This is a genomic window from Aliiroseovarius sp. S253 (assembly GCF_049800855.1).
GTDB lineage: Bacteria > Pseudomonadota > Alphaproteobacteria > Rhodobacterales > Rhodobacteraceae > Aliiroseovarius.
Genome location: NZ_JBNAFW010000002.1, coordinates 58,158 through 71,589 on the forward strand (window position 1 = coordinate 58,158; position 13,432 = coordinate 71,589).

Genomic DNA, 13,432 nt, shown 5'->3' on the forward strand with positions numbered 1-13,432 from the left:
CGCATGTCCGAGGATCGCCAGACCCTTGACGTCTACGACGCCCAAGCCGCGGAATACGAGGCGCGTGTCGCTGTCAAAGACACTCCCGGGCTGGACGATTTCATCGCGGTCCTGCCTAGCCAAGCGCATGTTCTGGACTTGGGGTGCGGCCCCGGCCTGACTGCAAAACAGATGATGGATCACGGCCTGACCGTGGATGCCACGGACGGCTCCGACGCGATGGTAAAACGTGCCCGCGATCACGGTGTGCCTGCGCGACAGGTTTTGTTTCATCAGATTGACGGTCGGTCCCTCTATGACGGGATCTTTGCGAATTTCAGCCTCCTCCACCTGCCCCGAACCGAGATGCCCGCGATGCTGACCCGGCTTCAGAATCTGTTGAAACCTCGGGGGATGCTCCACATTGGAGTTAAGCTCGGCACGGGTGATGCGCGCGATGATCTGGGGCGCTTTTACACCTACTACCAACAGGATGAGCTGGAAGAGCTGTTGACCTTGGCGGGCTTTACAATCATCACCCGCATTCTGGGAAGTGGTACTGGGCTGGACGGCCGATCCTCCGATTGGATAGTCCTGCACGCGCGCAGCTAAGGCGAAGGGAACACAATCATGGCCGAGTTTTTCGCCTATACCGATGGCGCCTGTTCAGGCAATCCCGGCCCCGGTGGCTGGGGCACGCTTTTGCAGGCCAAAGAAGGCAACACCGTCGTCAAAGAGCGCGAGCTGAAAGGTGGCGAGGCGCTAACCACCAACAACCAGATGGAGCTTATGGCCGCCATCATGGCGCTTGAGACATTGGGCAAACCTTGTGCGATCACTGTTATCACAGACAGCCAGTATGTGAAGAACGGCGTGACCGGATGGATCCACGGCTGGAAGCGCAACGGCTGGAAAACCTCAGCCAAGAAGCCCGTGAAGAACGCCGAACTATGGCAGCGTCTGGACGAGGCGCAGGCGCGTCACCACGTGACGTGGGAATGGGTCAAAGGCCACGCAGGTCACCCAGAAAACGAGCGTGCGGATGAGTTGGCGCGTGCGGGAATGGCTCCGTTCAAAGGCTAGGCTCGCATCGCTAGAACTGAAGCCACAGCCCCAAGCCAAGTTCCTTCTCGTTGCTCCCGTGCAAACCTCTGGTGTATTGCGCCGTCAGGTGTCGACCTTCACGCAGTTCCCACGCGACTGAGGGGATGACTTTTACAAAGGTCTTGTCCGCGGCCCTCATCACATCGACGCCCAGCATCGTCATTAGTCGATCATGTGGTTTCAAACCCAGCATCCCGAAACCGCCATACTCGGTCTTTCCCCCTTGTGTGGACAAGCTTGCGTAAAGCTCCAGATCTGCCCAACCGGACCCGAATGGCGTGCCAAACCCACGCCCTGCATGGACGGCCGGTTCAATTCGGGGATCCTCAGTCGGACCTGCCAAGGTTAGACTCAACGCGGTTCTAAGAGGCTGGTCCGTTTCGGGGAAATGCCACTGGGCAGACAGCTCGTATTCCGTCGCCTCAAGTATCGCAAAATCATAGGCGATTTTGCCTGATATGGTGATGTTGTGTCGCAACCCGTATTCGACATAGGCGGTGCCAAGCGGATAGTCCTGCAATCGGTTGGTTTCCTGCTGTGCCGAAACCGACAGGAATACCTCGCCCTGTTCACGCGGCCACGCGCCAGCAGCGGCTTGAACCGCAGTGATCATCAAGGCAAGGCAGATAAGGATAAACGCACGAACCAACATCGGTTCACTGTGCGCCAGGAAGGTTAATGGGGTATTAACTGCGGTTCGAGAGCTTTTGCCACAGCCAGATCACTAGGATGGCCCCCAGCACTGCCCCGATAGCTCCGAAAGCAAAACTGCCAATAGCCATCAGAGACCGCATCAAAAGACCACTGATCAGCGCGCCACCTACTCCGATGGCAATCGTGGTGGGTACATCGGTGCGCACATCCATGATGCGAGTGGCCAAAAAGCCCGCAGCAGCACCTATGATGATCAAAAGAATGAACGGCATAAGTTCAATATGGGGTCAGAGCGCGCGAATTGAAAGGCTTAAGCGACGTGATCAGGCATCTCGAACCCGCGCAGGAAGTCCTCGGCCTCTACCGCGCGTTTGCCCGGGCGCTGGGCGCGTAGAACTTCGACAGCGCCGTCACCGCACGCGATGGTCAGCCCATCCAGAACTTGCCCCGGAGCACCCTGCCCGCCGGCCAGACGCGACGCCAGAAGCTTCACTTGCTCGCCCGCCATATCGCATTTCGCGCCGGGAAACGGGGACAGGCCACGGATCAGGCGATCCACTTCGGTTGCGGGGCGGGTCCAATCCACCCGCGCATCGGACTTGTCGATTTTATGGGCATAGGTCACGCCTTCGTCCGGCTGTTCCTCGGGGGTTAGGTCATCCAACTGCGCCAAAGCGTCGACAATCATACGCGATCCCATAGCCGCCAGACGGTCATGCAACATTGCGGTGGTTTCCTCGGTCCCGATGGGTGTCGCTTCGCGCAACAACACAGGGCCAGTATCCAGACCGGCCTCCATCTGCATGATGCAAATACCGGTCTCGGCGTCGCCAGCCATGATTGCGCGGTGGATCGGCGCAGCCCCACGCCAGCGCGGTAGAAGCGAGGCATGAATGTTCAGGCACCCATGTGCCGGTGCATCCAGAACCGCTTGCGGCAGGATCAGACCATAGGCGACGACGACGGCGGCATCGGCGTTCAGATCGGCAAATGCAGCTTGCTCGTCCGCGCCCTTCAGGGACACCGGGTGACGTACCTCCAGCCCCAATTCCAAGGCCCGCACATGGACCGGGCCGGGACGATCTTTCTTGCCGCGACCCGCCGGACGAGGCGGCTGGCAATAGACGGCGGCAATGTCATGCCCTGCCTCGACCAAAGCCTCAAGCACCGGAACGGAAAAGTCGGGCGAGCCCATGAAGACCAATCTCATCGGTTTAGCTTCCTTGCCTTTTTCACCAGCATATCGCGCTTCACCTTCGACAGATGATCGACGAAAACCTTGCCGTTCAGGTGATCGATCTGGTGCTGCACGGACGTGGCCCAGATGTTCACGAAATCGCGTTCCTCGACCTCGCCCGCCTCGTTCAGGAACCGTACGGTCACCGCGCGCGGACGGCTAATAACGGCAGAAGCACCGGGTAGGTTCGGGCTAGCTTCCTCATGCTCGCGATACTGAGTCGAGGCATGCAGGATTTCCGGGTTCGCCATGCGCACAGCCTGACCACGCTCATCGGACGCATCTACAACTGCCAAGCGGAGCATGATCCCCAGCTGAGGCGCTGCCAGCCCAACACCGGGCATCGAGTCCATCGCGAAGATCATCTCGTCCCAAATGGCGCGAATATCGTCCGTTACGGACTCGACAGGTTCGGCGGCGGTGCGCAGAGATTTATGCGGGTATTTCACATAAGGGCGATGGGTCACGAGCGAGCAAGCTCTCGTTTCAGTTTCTGCATCTTGCGCGTGATCATCTGGCGCTTCAGCGGCTTCAGATAATCAATGAAAAGTTTTCCATTTAGGTGGTCAATCTCGTGCTGGACACACGTCGCCCACAGCCCGTCAAAATCGCGTTCCTGCAGATTACCGTCGCGGTCCAGCCACTGCACCCGGACCTCTTTCGGACGGGTGACTTCGGCGAATTGATCCGGGATCGACAGGCACCCCTCTTCATAGACGTTCAGCTCGTCCGAGGATTGAATGACCTCGGGGTTGAACATGACCATCGGCTCGCGCGGCGCGTCTTCATCGCGCACGCAATCCAGAACGATCAGACGTTTCAGAATACCGATTTGCGGCGCTGCCAGCCCGATACCCGGCGCGTCATACATAGTTTCCAGCATGTCATCAGCCAGCACGCGCAGTTCGTCCGACAGATCGGGCACGGCGTCGGCCACTTTTTTCAGGCGCGGGTCGGGATGGATAAGGATTGGTTTGATGGTCATATGCAGCATTTAGGACATGCGCCCGTTTGGTGCAATGGCTGGCTTGCGCCTGCTGCCAAAGCCGCTAACGTGCCCAAAACGCCATCCCGAAGGAGACACCATGAATTTCGACGAGATCATCGAGCGCCGCGGCACCCATTCCGCAAAATGGGACATGATGGAGAAGATCTATGGCGTTCCAAAGGATGAAGGCATCGCCATGTGGGTCGCCGACATGGACTTTCGTCCGCCGGAGGCCGTTCAGAAATCGCTGCAGGGCATGCTGGATCACGGGATCTATGGGTATTATGGCGACGAGGGCAGCTATAAGGATGCCATCTGCTGGTGGATGAAAACCCGCCATGATTGGGAGGTCGACCCAGCTGCAATTTTCACCACGCATGGCTTGGTAAATGGCACGGCCATGTGCGTCGATACCTTCACCAAGCCCGGTGATGGCGTTGTCCTGTTCACTCCGGTCTATCACGCATTCGCCCGCGTCATTCGTGCCGCTGAACGCGACCTGCGGGAATGTCCTTTGGTCAACAATGATGGGCGCTATGAAATGGACTTTGCGGCCTATGACGCGATGATGCAGGGCAACGAGAAGTTGTTGATCCTGTGTTCGCCTCACAATCCCGGCGGCCGCGTCTGGACCCGCGAAGAGTTAGAGGGCGTCGCCGATTTCGCCCGTCGTCACGATCTGATCATTGTCTCAGACGAGATCCACCATGATTTGGTCTTCCCCGGCACCACTCACATCCCGATGACCAAGGTTGACGGGATTGAAGACCGGCTGGTCATGATGACGGCCACCACGAAGACCTTCAACATTGCTGGCTCGCATTCAGGCAATGTCATCGTGCCGGATCCGGCCTTGCGTGCGAAATTTGCCGCCCGCATGGCGGCGATGGGCATTTCGGCTAATTCATTCGGGATCGTCATGGCCGAAGCGGCCTATTCCCCCGAAGGGGCCGAATGGGTAGACGGAGTCGTCGCCTATATCGACGAGAATCGAAAACTGTTTGATGCCACGATTGCTGACATTCCGGGTCTGGCGTCGATGCAGATGGAAGCGACCTATCTTGCTTGGGTCGACTTCTCGGGCACTGGCATGGATGTCGCCGAGTACCGCCGTCGGGTCGAGAAGGATGCCAAGCTGGCCGTGAACCATGGCGAGACCTTCGGCAAGGGTGGCGAAACGTTCCTGCGCTTCAACCTGGCCACCCCTCGCGCGCATGTCGAAGAGGCGTGTGCTCGACTAAAAGCAGCCTTCACGGATTTGCAGTAAAAGCATAAAGCCTGCGCGGTTCAGTTCCGCGCGGGCTTCACTTGCCCTCGATCAGTGCGACCGGCGCGTTTTCTTCACGCGCAAAATCAAGAGGCGCTTGGTCGTGTGCTTCGGCCTTGCGCTTAAATTCGTACTTCATCTGGCCGTCTTCCTCTTCCGAGGCAATGATCAGGCACTGATACAGATGCCGCGACCCGTCATACAGATCCACAAGCCCACGCAAATGCGGGGCGCGTTCGGCATCCAGCGCGAATCCAGTCTCCCAAAACTTGAGCACCGGAAACGCTTCTTCGTTCACGCGAATGCGCAAACGGCTTCTTTTTTTGAGGTCTTTTTTGCGCGCGGCTTCCAGCCCCTCGCGCACCTCTTTTGGCAGAAATTCAAGCATGGGTCCCCTCCCTGCCAACATCATGGCAGGGAATTGGTTGGCGTCAAGTTAACCAGTTAAGAACAATACGTTCTTGATCAGGTGTTGTGGTCTTCCACTAGATCCACCCCTACCACTGGACGCAACACGTGGGGCTTCTCGGGATCATACAGCGCGGAATCCTTAAAGTCGCGGCCACGATCCAGCGCGGGACCGACCAGAATCAACGCGGTCCGGGTGATCTTTTCCGCGCGGACCTTCTTGCGAATGTCCTTGATCGTGCCGCGGATGAACATCTCATCCGGCCAGCCAACGCGATAGGCGACGACCACCGGGCAATCCTCGCCATAGTACGGGGTCAGCACGCGTTCGATCTCGCGCATGTTGCGGACGGCAAGGTGAATGGCCAGCGTCGCGCCCGTCTGGGCGAAGTTCTCCAGCGTTTCGCCTTCTGGCATCGAGGTCGACTGCATCGACATCCGCGTCAGCACGATCGACTGTGCGATCTCTGGGATGGTCAATTCCTGCCCCAAAGCCGCAGCCGCAGCGGCATAGGCAGGCACGCCTGGAATGACCTGATAGTCGATCCCATCCGCGTTCAGGCGGCGAATCTGTTCGGCAATCGCGCCATACAGCGACGGGTCGCCGGAATGCACGCGCGCCACGTCTTCGCCGCGCGCGTGGGCCGCTTTGATTTCGGCATGCGTGTCGTCCAGCGTCATCGCTGCCGTATCCATCACCTTGGCGTTCTCCGGGGCGCATTCGACCACCTGTGGGGGGACCAACGAACCGGCATAAAGGCAGACCGGACATTCGCCGATGACGCGCTGCGCCTTCAGGGTCAGAAGTTCGGGATCACCGGGGCCGGCACCAATGAAATAGACGGTCATGACAGATCTCCATCAATGCGACGGGCATAGCCGCGCGGGGTAAACATACGGGGGCCTTCGCCCAGTTGCGCCAGACGCGAGTTCGACGAACCAACCAGAACCACGGTCAGCATATCGACCTCGTCCACCTGCAATTCGTCCAGACGACGATAGCGGATGTTTTCGGTCGGACGGCCCAGATTGGACGCCAGCATGACGGGCGTATCCGCCGGGCGGTGCTTCAGCAGAATGTCGCGCGCCTCGGCCAACAGGGTGCGGCGTTTCATCGACACCGGGTTGTAGAAGGCGATGACGAAATCACCTTCAGCGGCGGCGTGCAGACGCTTCACGATATCCTCGCGGTGGGTCAGCAGGTCCGACAGAGAAATGGCGCAGAAGTCATGGCCCAACGGCGCGCCTGCACGGGCGGCTGCACCCTGCAGCGCGGACACACCGGGTGTGGACACAACCTCGACCCGACGCGCTGCATCGGTCACGCCTTTTTCCTCAGCGGTGCGGTCGAGAAGTTCGTAGACCAGCGCACCCATTGCATAGATGCCCGCGTCGCCTGAACAGACCAGCGCGACGTTCTTGCCCTTGCCTGCCTGTTCCAGCGCATAGCGGCAACGGTCTTCTTCGCCACCCAGCGGGAAATCCGAGCGGGTTTTGCCAGCGGCCAGCGGGCCGATCAGGTCGATATAGAGCCCATAGCCCACCAGCTCCTCGGCTTCTTGCAACAGGTGGCTGGCTTCTGGCGTGCGCCATGTGTGCTGGCCCGGTCCGATCGACACGATCGACAGCTTGCCACGAGTACGGCCGCGCATCTCGGTGATCGGTTCAGGCGCGCGGGCGATGGCGCAGGTGGTGTTGGCGGTTTTGACTTTCTCGACGACCAGTTTGGCGTCGGGTCCGGCAGCGGCCAGCGCCGCGCCCTCGGACACGCCATGGCAGCCGACTTCTTCGAACACGACGTCGGAAGGGTTCGCGAGACGCGCTGTCTCGGCTTCCAGTTCTTCCGCCGTGAACACGCGGAACGGCACGCCCAGTCGACGCGCCAGATCATTCATCGCGCGCTCGTCTGCTTTCAGGTCCAGCGAGGTCACACAAGCAATCGCCTCGGGTGCGATGTTGGCGGCGGCCAGTTGTTCTGACACGTTCTGCCACAGCTCTTCCGGGTCGGCATTGCGTGCGCAGCCCACGCCCAGCGCAAACCGTTGCGGGTGATAGGCCAGACGGGTCGGGCCGGTCTCGACCGGAGCCTCGGACACGACCAGCTCGACCGATCCGCCTGCGTCTTCGATCTCAAAGATGTTCTCGCCAACGATGGACACGCCAGCGCCCGAGAGTAGCTCGGCCATGGCTTCTTTGGCGTCGCTTTGATTGGCCAGACGATAGCCCACGGGCGGCTCGTCCAGCGCCACGCCCATCGACACGTCACCGGCGGTGGTCACGGCAGCGGTGGCGTTGATTCCGGTTGCGATCTGCGTAGCAAGACGGTTCGCCCCACGATGTCCGCCAAGAAGCGGCAACACAGCGGATCCATCATCGGCCACGGCCACAACGGGAGGCTCGGCCAGTTTGTTGGCGAGGATCGGCGCGACGGCGCGGATCAGGATACCGGCAGCACAAACGCCGACAATAGGCGTGCCAGCGGCAAACAACATCCGCACGTGATCCAGCGCGTTGGGGAAGAATGCATCGGCTTTTTCGACACGGCCTTCACGGCCATGCACCTGCGCGCCCAGCAGGGCAGCGACCTTATGGGCCAGAGGTTCGCCTGAAGCATTCAAGCAGATAACAACAGGCGTTACAGCCATGGGTCGGTTCCTTTCGCAAGCAGGATCATCGAGAAATAGGGGGCCTTTTCAGGCGCTTCAGACAGGGGCAGCACAACCTCTTCCGGTAGGCTGGCGCGTTCCACATAGGTGGCTTTATCGGTCAGGCCGAGGCCATCAATCACGCTGCGGATTTTGGGCAGGTGACGGCCAACTTTCATGATCGCCACCGATTCTGCACCTTCGATCCGCGACCGAAGCTCAGCCTCGTCCAGCGGGCCGGGCAGCACGGTCAGGCGCTCGTTGCGCGCGACCAGCGGGCACTGCGCGCGGGCGGCCACCGTGGTGATCGAGGTCACGCCGGGGATGATGTCACAGGTAAACCGGTCCGACAGGCGGGCAAACAGATACATGAACGAGCCATAGAAGAACGGATCGCCCTCGCACAGCACGACCACATCGTCGCCTGCTTCCAGACGTTCAGCGATCTGGGCTGCACCCGCGTCATACGCGGCTTGGGCGGGCGCGCGCTCAACGCTCATCGGGACGGGGATGCGGATCTCAATCGCGTCTTCCGCGATCAGGTCAGCGGCAATCGAGCGGGCAAAGCTGTCGCCACGTTCGAGCGCTGGATAGGCCACGACCTTGGCCGCCGCGATCAGGCGCGCAGCCTTCAGCGTCATCAGCTCGGGGTCTCCCGGGCCAAGGCCGATCCCGTAAAGGGTTCCGTTCATCGTTTAATCAGGCTCCATTGGGTGACAGGGCGCAGCGGCTTCCAGCCGGACAGCGACCCCAGCGCTTCAGCGCGTTCCACGGACAGTTTCACCAACTGCCCCCCGTGTTTCTTGTGCAGCGCGGTCAGGCACATTTCGCTTTCGATAGTGACCGCATTGGCGACCAAGCGACCCAGCGGGCGAAGCGCGGCCCATGCGGCGTCAAAAGTTTCCTCGGTCAGACCACCGCCAATGAAAACAGCATCGGGGGCGTCGAGCCCGTCCAGAGCAGCAGGGACCATGCCATCGACAAGCTCCAGACGCGGCACGCCCAGCGCCAGTGCGTTCGCAGCAGCCATGGCGCGGCGTTCGGGCTTGGGCTCGATCCCAATCGCGCGGGCATAACGCGCGCCACGCATCCATTCGACGGCGACCGAGCCACAGCCCGTCCCAACATCCCACAGTAAAGCGCCGCGCATGGGCATCAGCTTTGCCAGAGTGATCGCGCGGACCTCTTGCTTGGTCATGGTGCCGTCAGATTGGAACAATTCGTCTGCCAGACCCGGCACGCGCGGCAAAAGCGCCGCGTCGGGGGCGGCAACACAGTCAACGGCCAGCGTATTGAACTCCGGCACCTCGTGGTTCCAGCTTTCCGCCAGCCCATCGAAGCGTGCTTCTTTGTCGCCACCCATATGCGCCAGCACGGTCATGGGAGATTTGCCAAAGCCACGCTCGGTCAGGAAGGTTGCGATTTGGCCGGGGGTCTCGGCCCCGGTGGTCAGCACCAAAAGCCGTGCGTCGGGCTGGATGAAGGCAATCATCTGCTCGACCGGGCGGCCATGCACCGTCAGCGTTTCCAAATCTGCCATCGACCACCCCATGCGGGCGGCGGCCAATTGGAACGCGCCGACCTGTGGATGGAAAACGATCTGAGACGCATCGAAATGACGGCCAATTTTCGCCCCGACCGAGAACCACAACGGGTCGCCGGTCGCCAGCACCGCCACGCGTTTGCCTCGGCGGGCTTCCAACTCAGCAATCAGACTGTCGAAGGGCGAGGGCCACGCAAGGCGTTCGGCCGGCGTGTCCAGCATCTCGTGATGGCGCTTCCCGCCCACGATGACCTCGGCCGCATCCAGAACCGCGCGGGTCGCCGGGGCCAGCCCTTCCACACCGTCTTCACCGATGCCGATGATATGCAGCCAAGGTTGGGTCATGCCTTTTCCTCCGGCAGACCAGCGGCCAAAGCGTTCACAGCAGCTGATGCAATCGCCGAGCCACCACGCCGTCCGCGCAGGGCTACGAACTCGCAACCACGCGGGTTGTTCGCCAGTTCTGCCTTGCTTTCTGCCGCGCCGACAAAGCCCACGGGAAAGCCGAGGATCACGGCAGGTTTCGGTCCGCCCGCGTCGATCAGTTCTAACAAGTGGAACAGGGCGGTGGGTGCGTTGCCGACCGCGACGATCGCGCCCTCCAGCTTATCCGCCCACAGTTCGACCGCAGCGGCAGACCGTGTATTCCCGATTTCCTTGGCTAGCGGGGGCGTGCGCGGGTCGTTCAGGGTGACGATCACCTCGTTCTCGGCGGGCAGATAGCGGCGAATGATCCCCGCGCCCACCATCTCACAGTCGCAAAAGACGGGTGCGCCAGATTTCAACGCTTCGTGCCCGACCTCATAGGCGTTTTCCGAGAACGCCAGACGATCCGCGACCTCGACCATGCCGCAAGCGTGGATCACGCGGGTGGCAAGGGCGGCCATGCCACCGGGGAAACGGTCCAGCCGGGCCTCACGGCGCAGGGTCGCGAAGCTTTCGGCGTAAATCGCCATCGGGTCACGCTCGTAGCGCAGAGGAGGTCGGCCCGTGCTCATTTCGAGCGTGCCGATTCCGGGCCATGCGGGTGTTTCGCATGGGGGTATTCCGCGTGCACATGATCGTGGTCGTGATCATGGTGATGATGGTGATGCCCATGGTCGTGATCGTGCCCGTGGTCATGGCTGTGATCGTGGTCATGGTCGTGATGATGGTGGTGGTGCCCCATGTGCAGGCGGCATTCGCCGGTGCAGAAGGTGTCACACAGTTTGCAATCCGCCACGTTCGAGCCGGGCGCCGATGCCCCCTGCCCTTCAACGTGGTGGTGGTGGCTTTCCTGAATGGCACCCACCTCGGCCTCGAAGCCCAGAACTTCCACGCGGTATTTGCACATCACACAAGTGGGCGGCGGGACATCTGCAAAGGCCGGATGCTTCTCGCGATCCTCGACAGAAATCGTTTTCTCTTCGCCGCCATCCATCGCCAGAACCTGCGTGCGATAGCCACAGGTGCCGCAATTCGGAGGGCGCACATCACCCAGCTGCTCGGTCACGCGCTCGGCGAAGGTTTCCAGCACTTTCGGGTGATCATTCAGATAGCCCGCTTTGACGAAATGAATGTCCGGGTTCTCGGCGGAAACCTTATCGGTGAAGCCATAGATCCGGTCGATCAGGATGCCAGAGAACAGGAAGTAGGGGAAGACGATGACGCGTTTATAACCCAGCTTGGTCACGTGGTTCAGGCATGGTTCAACCAAGGGGAAGGTCACGCCGGAATAGCCCACTTCCAGCCAGCCAAAACCCATGCCTTCCTGCAACAGACGCGCCACCTTGGCGACGTTGCCGTTGGCGTCGGGGTCCGAGGCACCACGGCCGATGACCACAAGGCAGGTTTCTTCCAGTGGCACTTCGCCCTTCTCGGCGTTGGCCGCGTCGACGGCTTCCTGAATGCGTGCGCCAGCGGCGGCGATCATCTTGGGATCCACGCCCAACTCGCGCCCATAGGTCACGTCGACCCCGTGCTTTTCAGCGTAGGAGTTCAGAACAGTCGGAATGTCGTTCTTGGTGTGCATCGCGGCAAACAGCATCCCCGGCACGGCCAGAATGCGATCACAGCCCGCTTCACGCAGACGGTCCAGACCGTCGCGGATCACCGGGTTTGCGAACTCCAGATAGCCATAGTCGGTCATCCAGTCGTCCGGGAAATAGGCCGGGAGCTTTTCAGCTAGGACTGCGAACTGGTCCACAGCGTCCTGGCTACGCGAGCCGTGCCCGCAGATCATCACACCAATTTTCGACACGGGTTATGCCTCCTGCGGCTGTTCGTCAGTCTCGTCTGCCTCAGCGTCGTCGGCCTTGGCGTCATTGTCTTTCTGGCCTTTCAGCGCCGCCCAAAGGCCAATGGCCGCTGCCAGACCAATCAGGATAATAGCCCCGATGTGGTCATGTCCTGCGACGTCTCCGATATGGCTGGGGTGGGCAATGGCCGGACCGGCCAGAAGGCCAAGAACTACAAGAGCAAAACGGGTCATGCGGCATCCTTTCACGCATAAAGCGGGCGCAAAGAGGTTGCCTCTTTCGTTCAACGACGCTGCGTCTGATCCCCTATCTGGGTCGATCGCCTGCAGCCAACCTCTCTGGCCCATAAGGGCTTCGTTGGGTTTTCTATAGAAAGCGTATGGGATGGGCGCAATGGGAAAGACGGCACGGAAGGGCCGATTGGCGACATTCGGGGGAAGTATATGGGGATATAGGGGGCGTTAGCCGCCCGTGCAGCCGCGAATGTCCACGCCACGCCCGGCGGCCAGAACGGTCAGACGTACATCCGAGCGATTCAGCAAGAACGGCTTGCCCGAGGTCGAAACAAGCTCGGCCACCGTGGTCAGCACCCTGCCATCACGCTGAGTCGACAAGGTGTTCACCCACAACGATGGGTCTGCGGTTTCCACTACGACCACTTCGCCCCGGCCAACGCGCGGCATGTCGATTGTTGCGGTTAGGCGCAGCCCATCCTTAATCGGCTCGACCTGACAGATGGCTTTGCGCAGCCCTGCTTCGGCAGCCGTGTCGGGGCGCGCGTTCAGCGCCCGTTTGATTGGGCGCTTCGCCTTTCCTGCGTCTACAGGCAGGGTTACCGAAACCTGAGCATCCATCGGCATGCACACATCCTTGCACACACCAAGGTTCACTTTGCCCGTCAATGTGATGGGTTCACCCGCTTGGTTGGGCGTCAGGCTCATCGGCAGGACAAGCTCGCGCGAGTATCCGATAGTCTGCATTCCGGCTGTATCGAAGACTTCCGGAACCGGCCAGTGAAAGGTCACACCCTCCAAATTGCCCGATCCACGCCAATCAAGACTTGGGGGAATTCCGGCCTCTCCGGGGCTGCGCCAATATGTTTTCCACCCATCCGCCAGCCGCACCCGAAGAGCGGCCATGTGATTGCCAGACGCGTCCCGCCATCCCGGCAGGACGTCGATCTGCGCCACATCCTCAAGCGACGGAGGCATGTCCGATTGGGCCGAAGCCGGAGACACCAGTGACATGGTCCCAAGGCAGGCAGCAAGGATGGCGTGTTTCATCTTCATGCCCAAATACATAAGCAGCAAATCACACATGTAAAATCACAAAATCCGGATAAGTTGTGACCAGCCCTTGCAAAGCACCGG

17 protein-coding genes are annotated in these 13,432 nt (G+C 60.6%); 3 read left to right on the forward strand and 14 right to left on the reverse strand.

The window, feature by feature from the left end; translation table 11 throughout:
• The first annotated feature begins 3 nt into the window (after nt 1-3).
• Nucleotides 4-591, forward strand: coding sequence for a class I SAM-dependent DNA methyltransferase (locus tag ACP15F_RS11755; protein WP_424941023.1), 588 nt, complete (start codon nt 4-6; stop codon nt 589-591).
• 18 nt (nt 592-609) lie between these two features.
• The gene (gene rnhA / locus ACP15F_RS11760; RefSeq protein WP_424941024.1) at nt 610-1,062 is read left to right on the forward strand and encodes a ribonuclease HI; all 453 of its coding nucleotides are present in this window, start codon (nt 610-612) and stop codon (nt 1,060-1,062) included.
• A 10-nt stretch (nt 1,063-1,072) separates the two neighbouring features.
• Here the strand turns inward: rnhA and ACP15F_RS11765 are convergent, their stop codons facing one another.
• The 5 genes from ACP15F_RS11765 to def (ACP15F_RS11785) are packed head-to-tail and all read right to left on the reverse strand — an operon-like array spanning nt 1,073 to nt 3,959.
• Nucleotides 1,073-1,735, reverse strand: a complete 663-nt coding sequence (locus ACP15F_RS11765) for a hypothetical protein (protein ID WP_424941025.1) — start codon at nt 1,733-1,735, stop codon at nt 1,073-1,075.
• Nucleotides 1,736-1,769: 34 nt separating this feature from the next.
• Nucleotides 1,770-2,009, reverse strand: a complete 240-nt coding sequence (locus ACP15F_RS11770; protein ID WP_424941026.1) for a GlsB/YeaQ/YmgE family stress response membrane protein — start codon at nt 2,007-2,009, stop codon at nt 1,770-1,772.
• A 38-nt stretch (nt 2,010-2,047) separates the two neighbouring features.
• Nucleotides 2,048-2,947 carry a methionyl-tRNA formyltransferase gene (gene fmt / locus ACP15F_RS11775; RefSeq protein ID WP_424941027.1) on the reverse strand — a complete coding sequence of 300 codons (900 nt, stop codon included), beginning with the start codon at nt 2,945-2,947 and terminating at the stop codon, nt 2,048-2,050.
• Complete coding sequence (gene def / locus ACP15F_RS11780) at nt 2,944-3,441, reverse strand: peptide deformylase (RefSeq protein ID WP_424941028.1); 498 nt, start codon at nt 3,439-3,441, stop codon at nt 2,944-2,946. Before def (ACP15F_RS11780) ends, fmt begins: the two co-directional genes overlap by 4 nt.
• Nucleotides 3,438-3,959, reverse strand: a complete 522-nt coding sequence (gene def / locus ACP15F_RS11785) for a peptide deformylase (protein WP_424941624.1) — start codon at nt 3,957-3,959, stop codon at nt 3,438-3,440. The genes def (ACP15F_RS11780) and def (ACP15F_RS11785) overlap by 4 nt, the downstream gene beginning before the upstream one ends.
• A 100-nt stretch (nt 3,960-4,059) precedes the next feature.
• Between def (ACP15F_RS11785) and ACP15F_RS11790 the strand changes: the two genes are divergently transcribed.
• Nucleotides 4,060-5,229, forward strand: a complete 1,170-nt coding sequence (locus tag ACP15F_RS11790; RefSeq protein ID WP_424941029.1) for a MalY/PatB family protein — start codon at nt 4,060-4,062, stop codon at nt 5,227-5,229.
• A gap of 37 nt (nt 5,230-5,266) precedes the next feature.
• Here the strand turns inward: ACP15F_RS11790 and ACP15F_RS11795 are convergent, their stop codons facing one another.
• The 9 genes from ACP15F_RS11795 to ACP15F_RS11835 form a co-directional block, all read right to left on the reverse strand.
• Nucleotides 5,267-5,617, reverse strand: coding sequence for a hypothetical protein (locus ACP15F_RS11795; protein WP_424941030.1), 351 nt, complete (start codon nt 5,615-5,617; stop codon nt 5,267-5,269).
• A 77-nt stretch (nt 5,618-5,694) separates the two neighbouring features.
• Nucleotides 5,695-6,486: a precorrin-4 C(11)-methyltransferase gene (gene cobM, locus ACP15F_RS11800; protein ID WP_424941031.1), complete on the reverse strand. Its 792-nt coding sequence runs from the start codon at nt 6,484-6,486 to the stop codon at nt 5,695-5,697.
• Nucleotides 6,483-8,282: a precorrin-3B C(17)-methyltransferase gene (gene cobJ, locus ACP15F_RS11805; protein WP_424941032.1), complete on the reverse strand. Its 1,800-nt coding sequence runs from the start codon at nt 8,280-8,282 to the stop codon at nt 6,483-6,485. The genes cobM and cobJ overlap by 4 nt, the downstream gene beginning before the upstream one ends.
• Nucleotides 8,273-8,974 (reverse strand): precorrin-2 C(20)-methyltransferase, encoded by a 702-nt coding sequence (gene cobI / locus ACP15F_RS11810; protein ID WP_424941033.1) that lies wholly within the window; start codon nt 8,972-8,974, stop codon nt 8,273-8,275. Before cobI ends, cobJ begins: the two co-directional genes overlap by 10 nt.
• Nucleotides 8,971-10,170: a precorrin-6y C5,15-methyltransferase (decarboxylating) subunit CbiE gene (cbiE, locus tag ACP15F_RS11815; protein WP_424941034.1), complete on the reverse strand. Its 1,200-nt coding sequence runs from the start codon at nt 10,168-10,170 to the stop codon at nt 8,971-8,973. The genes cobI and cbiE overlap by 4 nt, the downstream gene beginning before the upstream one ends.
• Complete coding sequence (locus tag ACP15F_RS11820) at nt 10,167-10,823, reverse strand: precorrin-8X methylmutase (protein WP_424941035.1); 657 nt, start codon at nt 10,821-10,823, stop codon at nt 10,167-10,169. The genes cbiE and ACP15F_RS11820 overlap by 4 nt, the downstream gene beginning before the upstream one ends.
• Nucleotides 10,820-12,046, reverse strand: a complete 1,227-nt coding sequence (locus ACP15F_RS11825; RefSeq protein WP_424941625.1) for a sirohydrochlorin chelatase — start codon at nt 12,044-12,046, stop codon at nt 10,820-10,822. Before ACP15F_RS11825 ends, ACP15F_RS11820 begins: the two co-directional genes overlap by 4 nt.
• A 21-nt stretch (nt 12,047-12,067) precedes the next feature.
• Complete coding sequence (locus ACP15F_RS11830; protein WP_424941036.1) at nt 12,068-12,295, reverse strand: DUF6732 family protein; 228 nt, start codon at nt 12,293-12,295, stop codon at nt 12,068-12,070.
• Between the two features lie 228 nt (nt 12,296-12,523).
• The gene (locus ACP15F_RS11835; protein ID WP_424941037.1) at nt 12,524-13,345 is read right to left on the reverse strand and encodes a protein-disulfide reductase DsbD domain-containing protein; all 822 of its coding nucleotides are present in this window, start codon (nt 13,343-13,345) and stop codon (nt 12,524-12,526) included.
• Nucleotides 13,346-13,432: the final 87 nt, after the last annotated feature.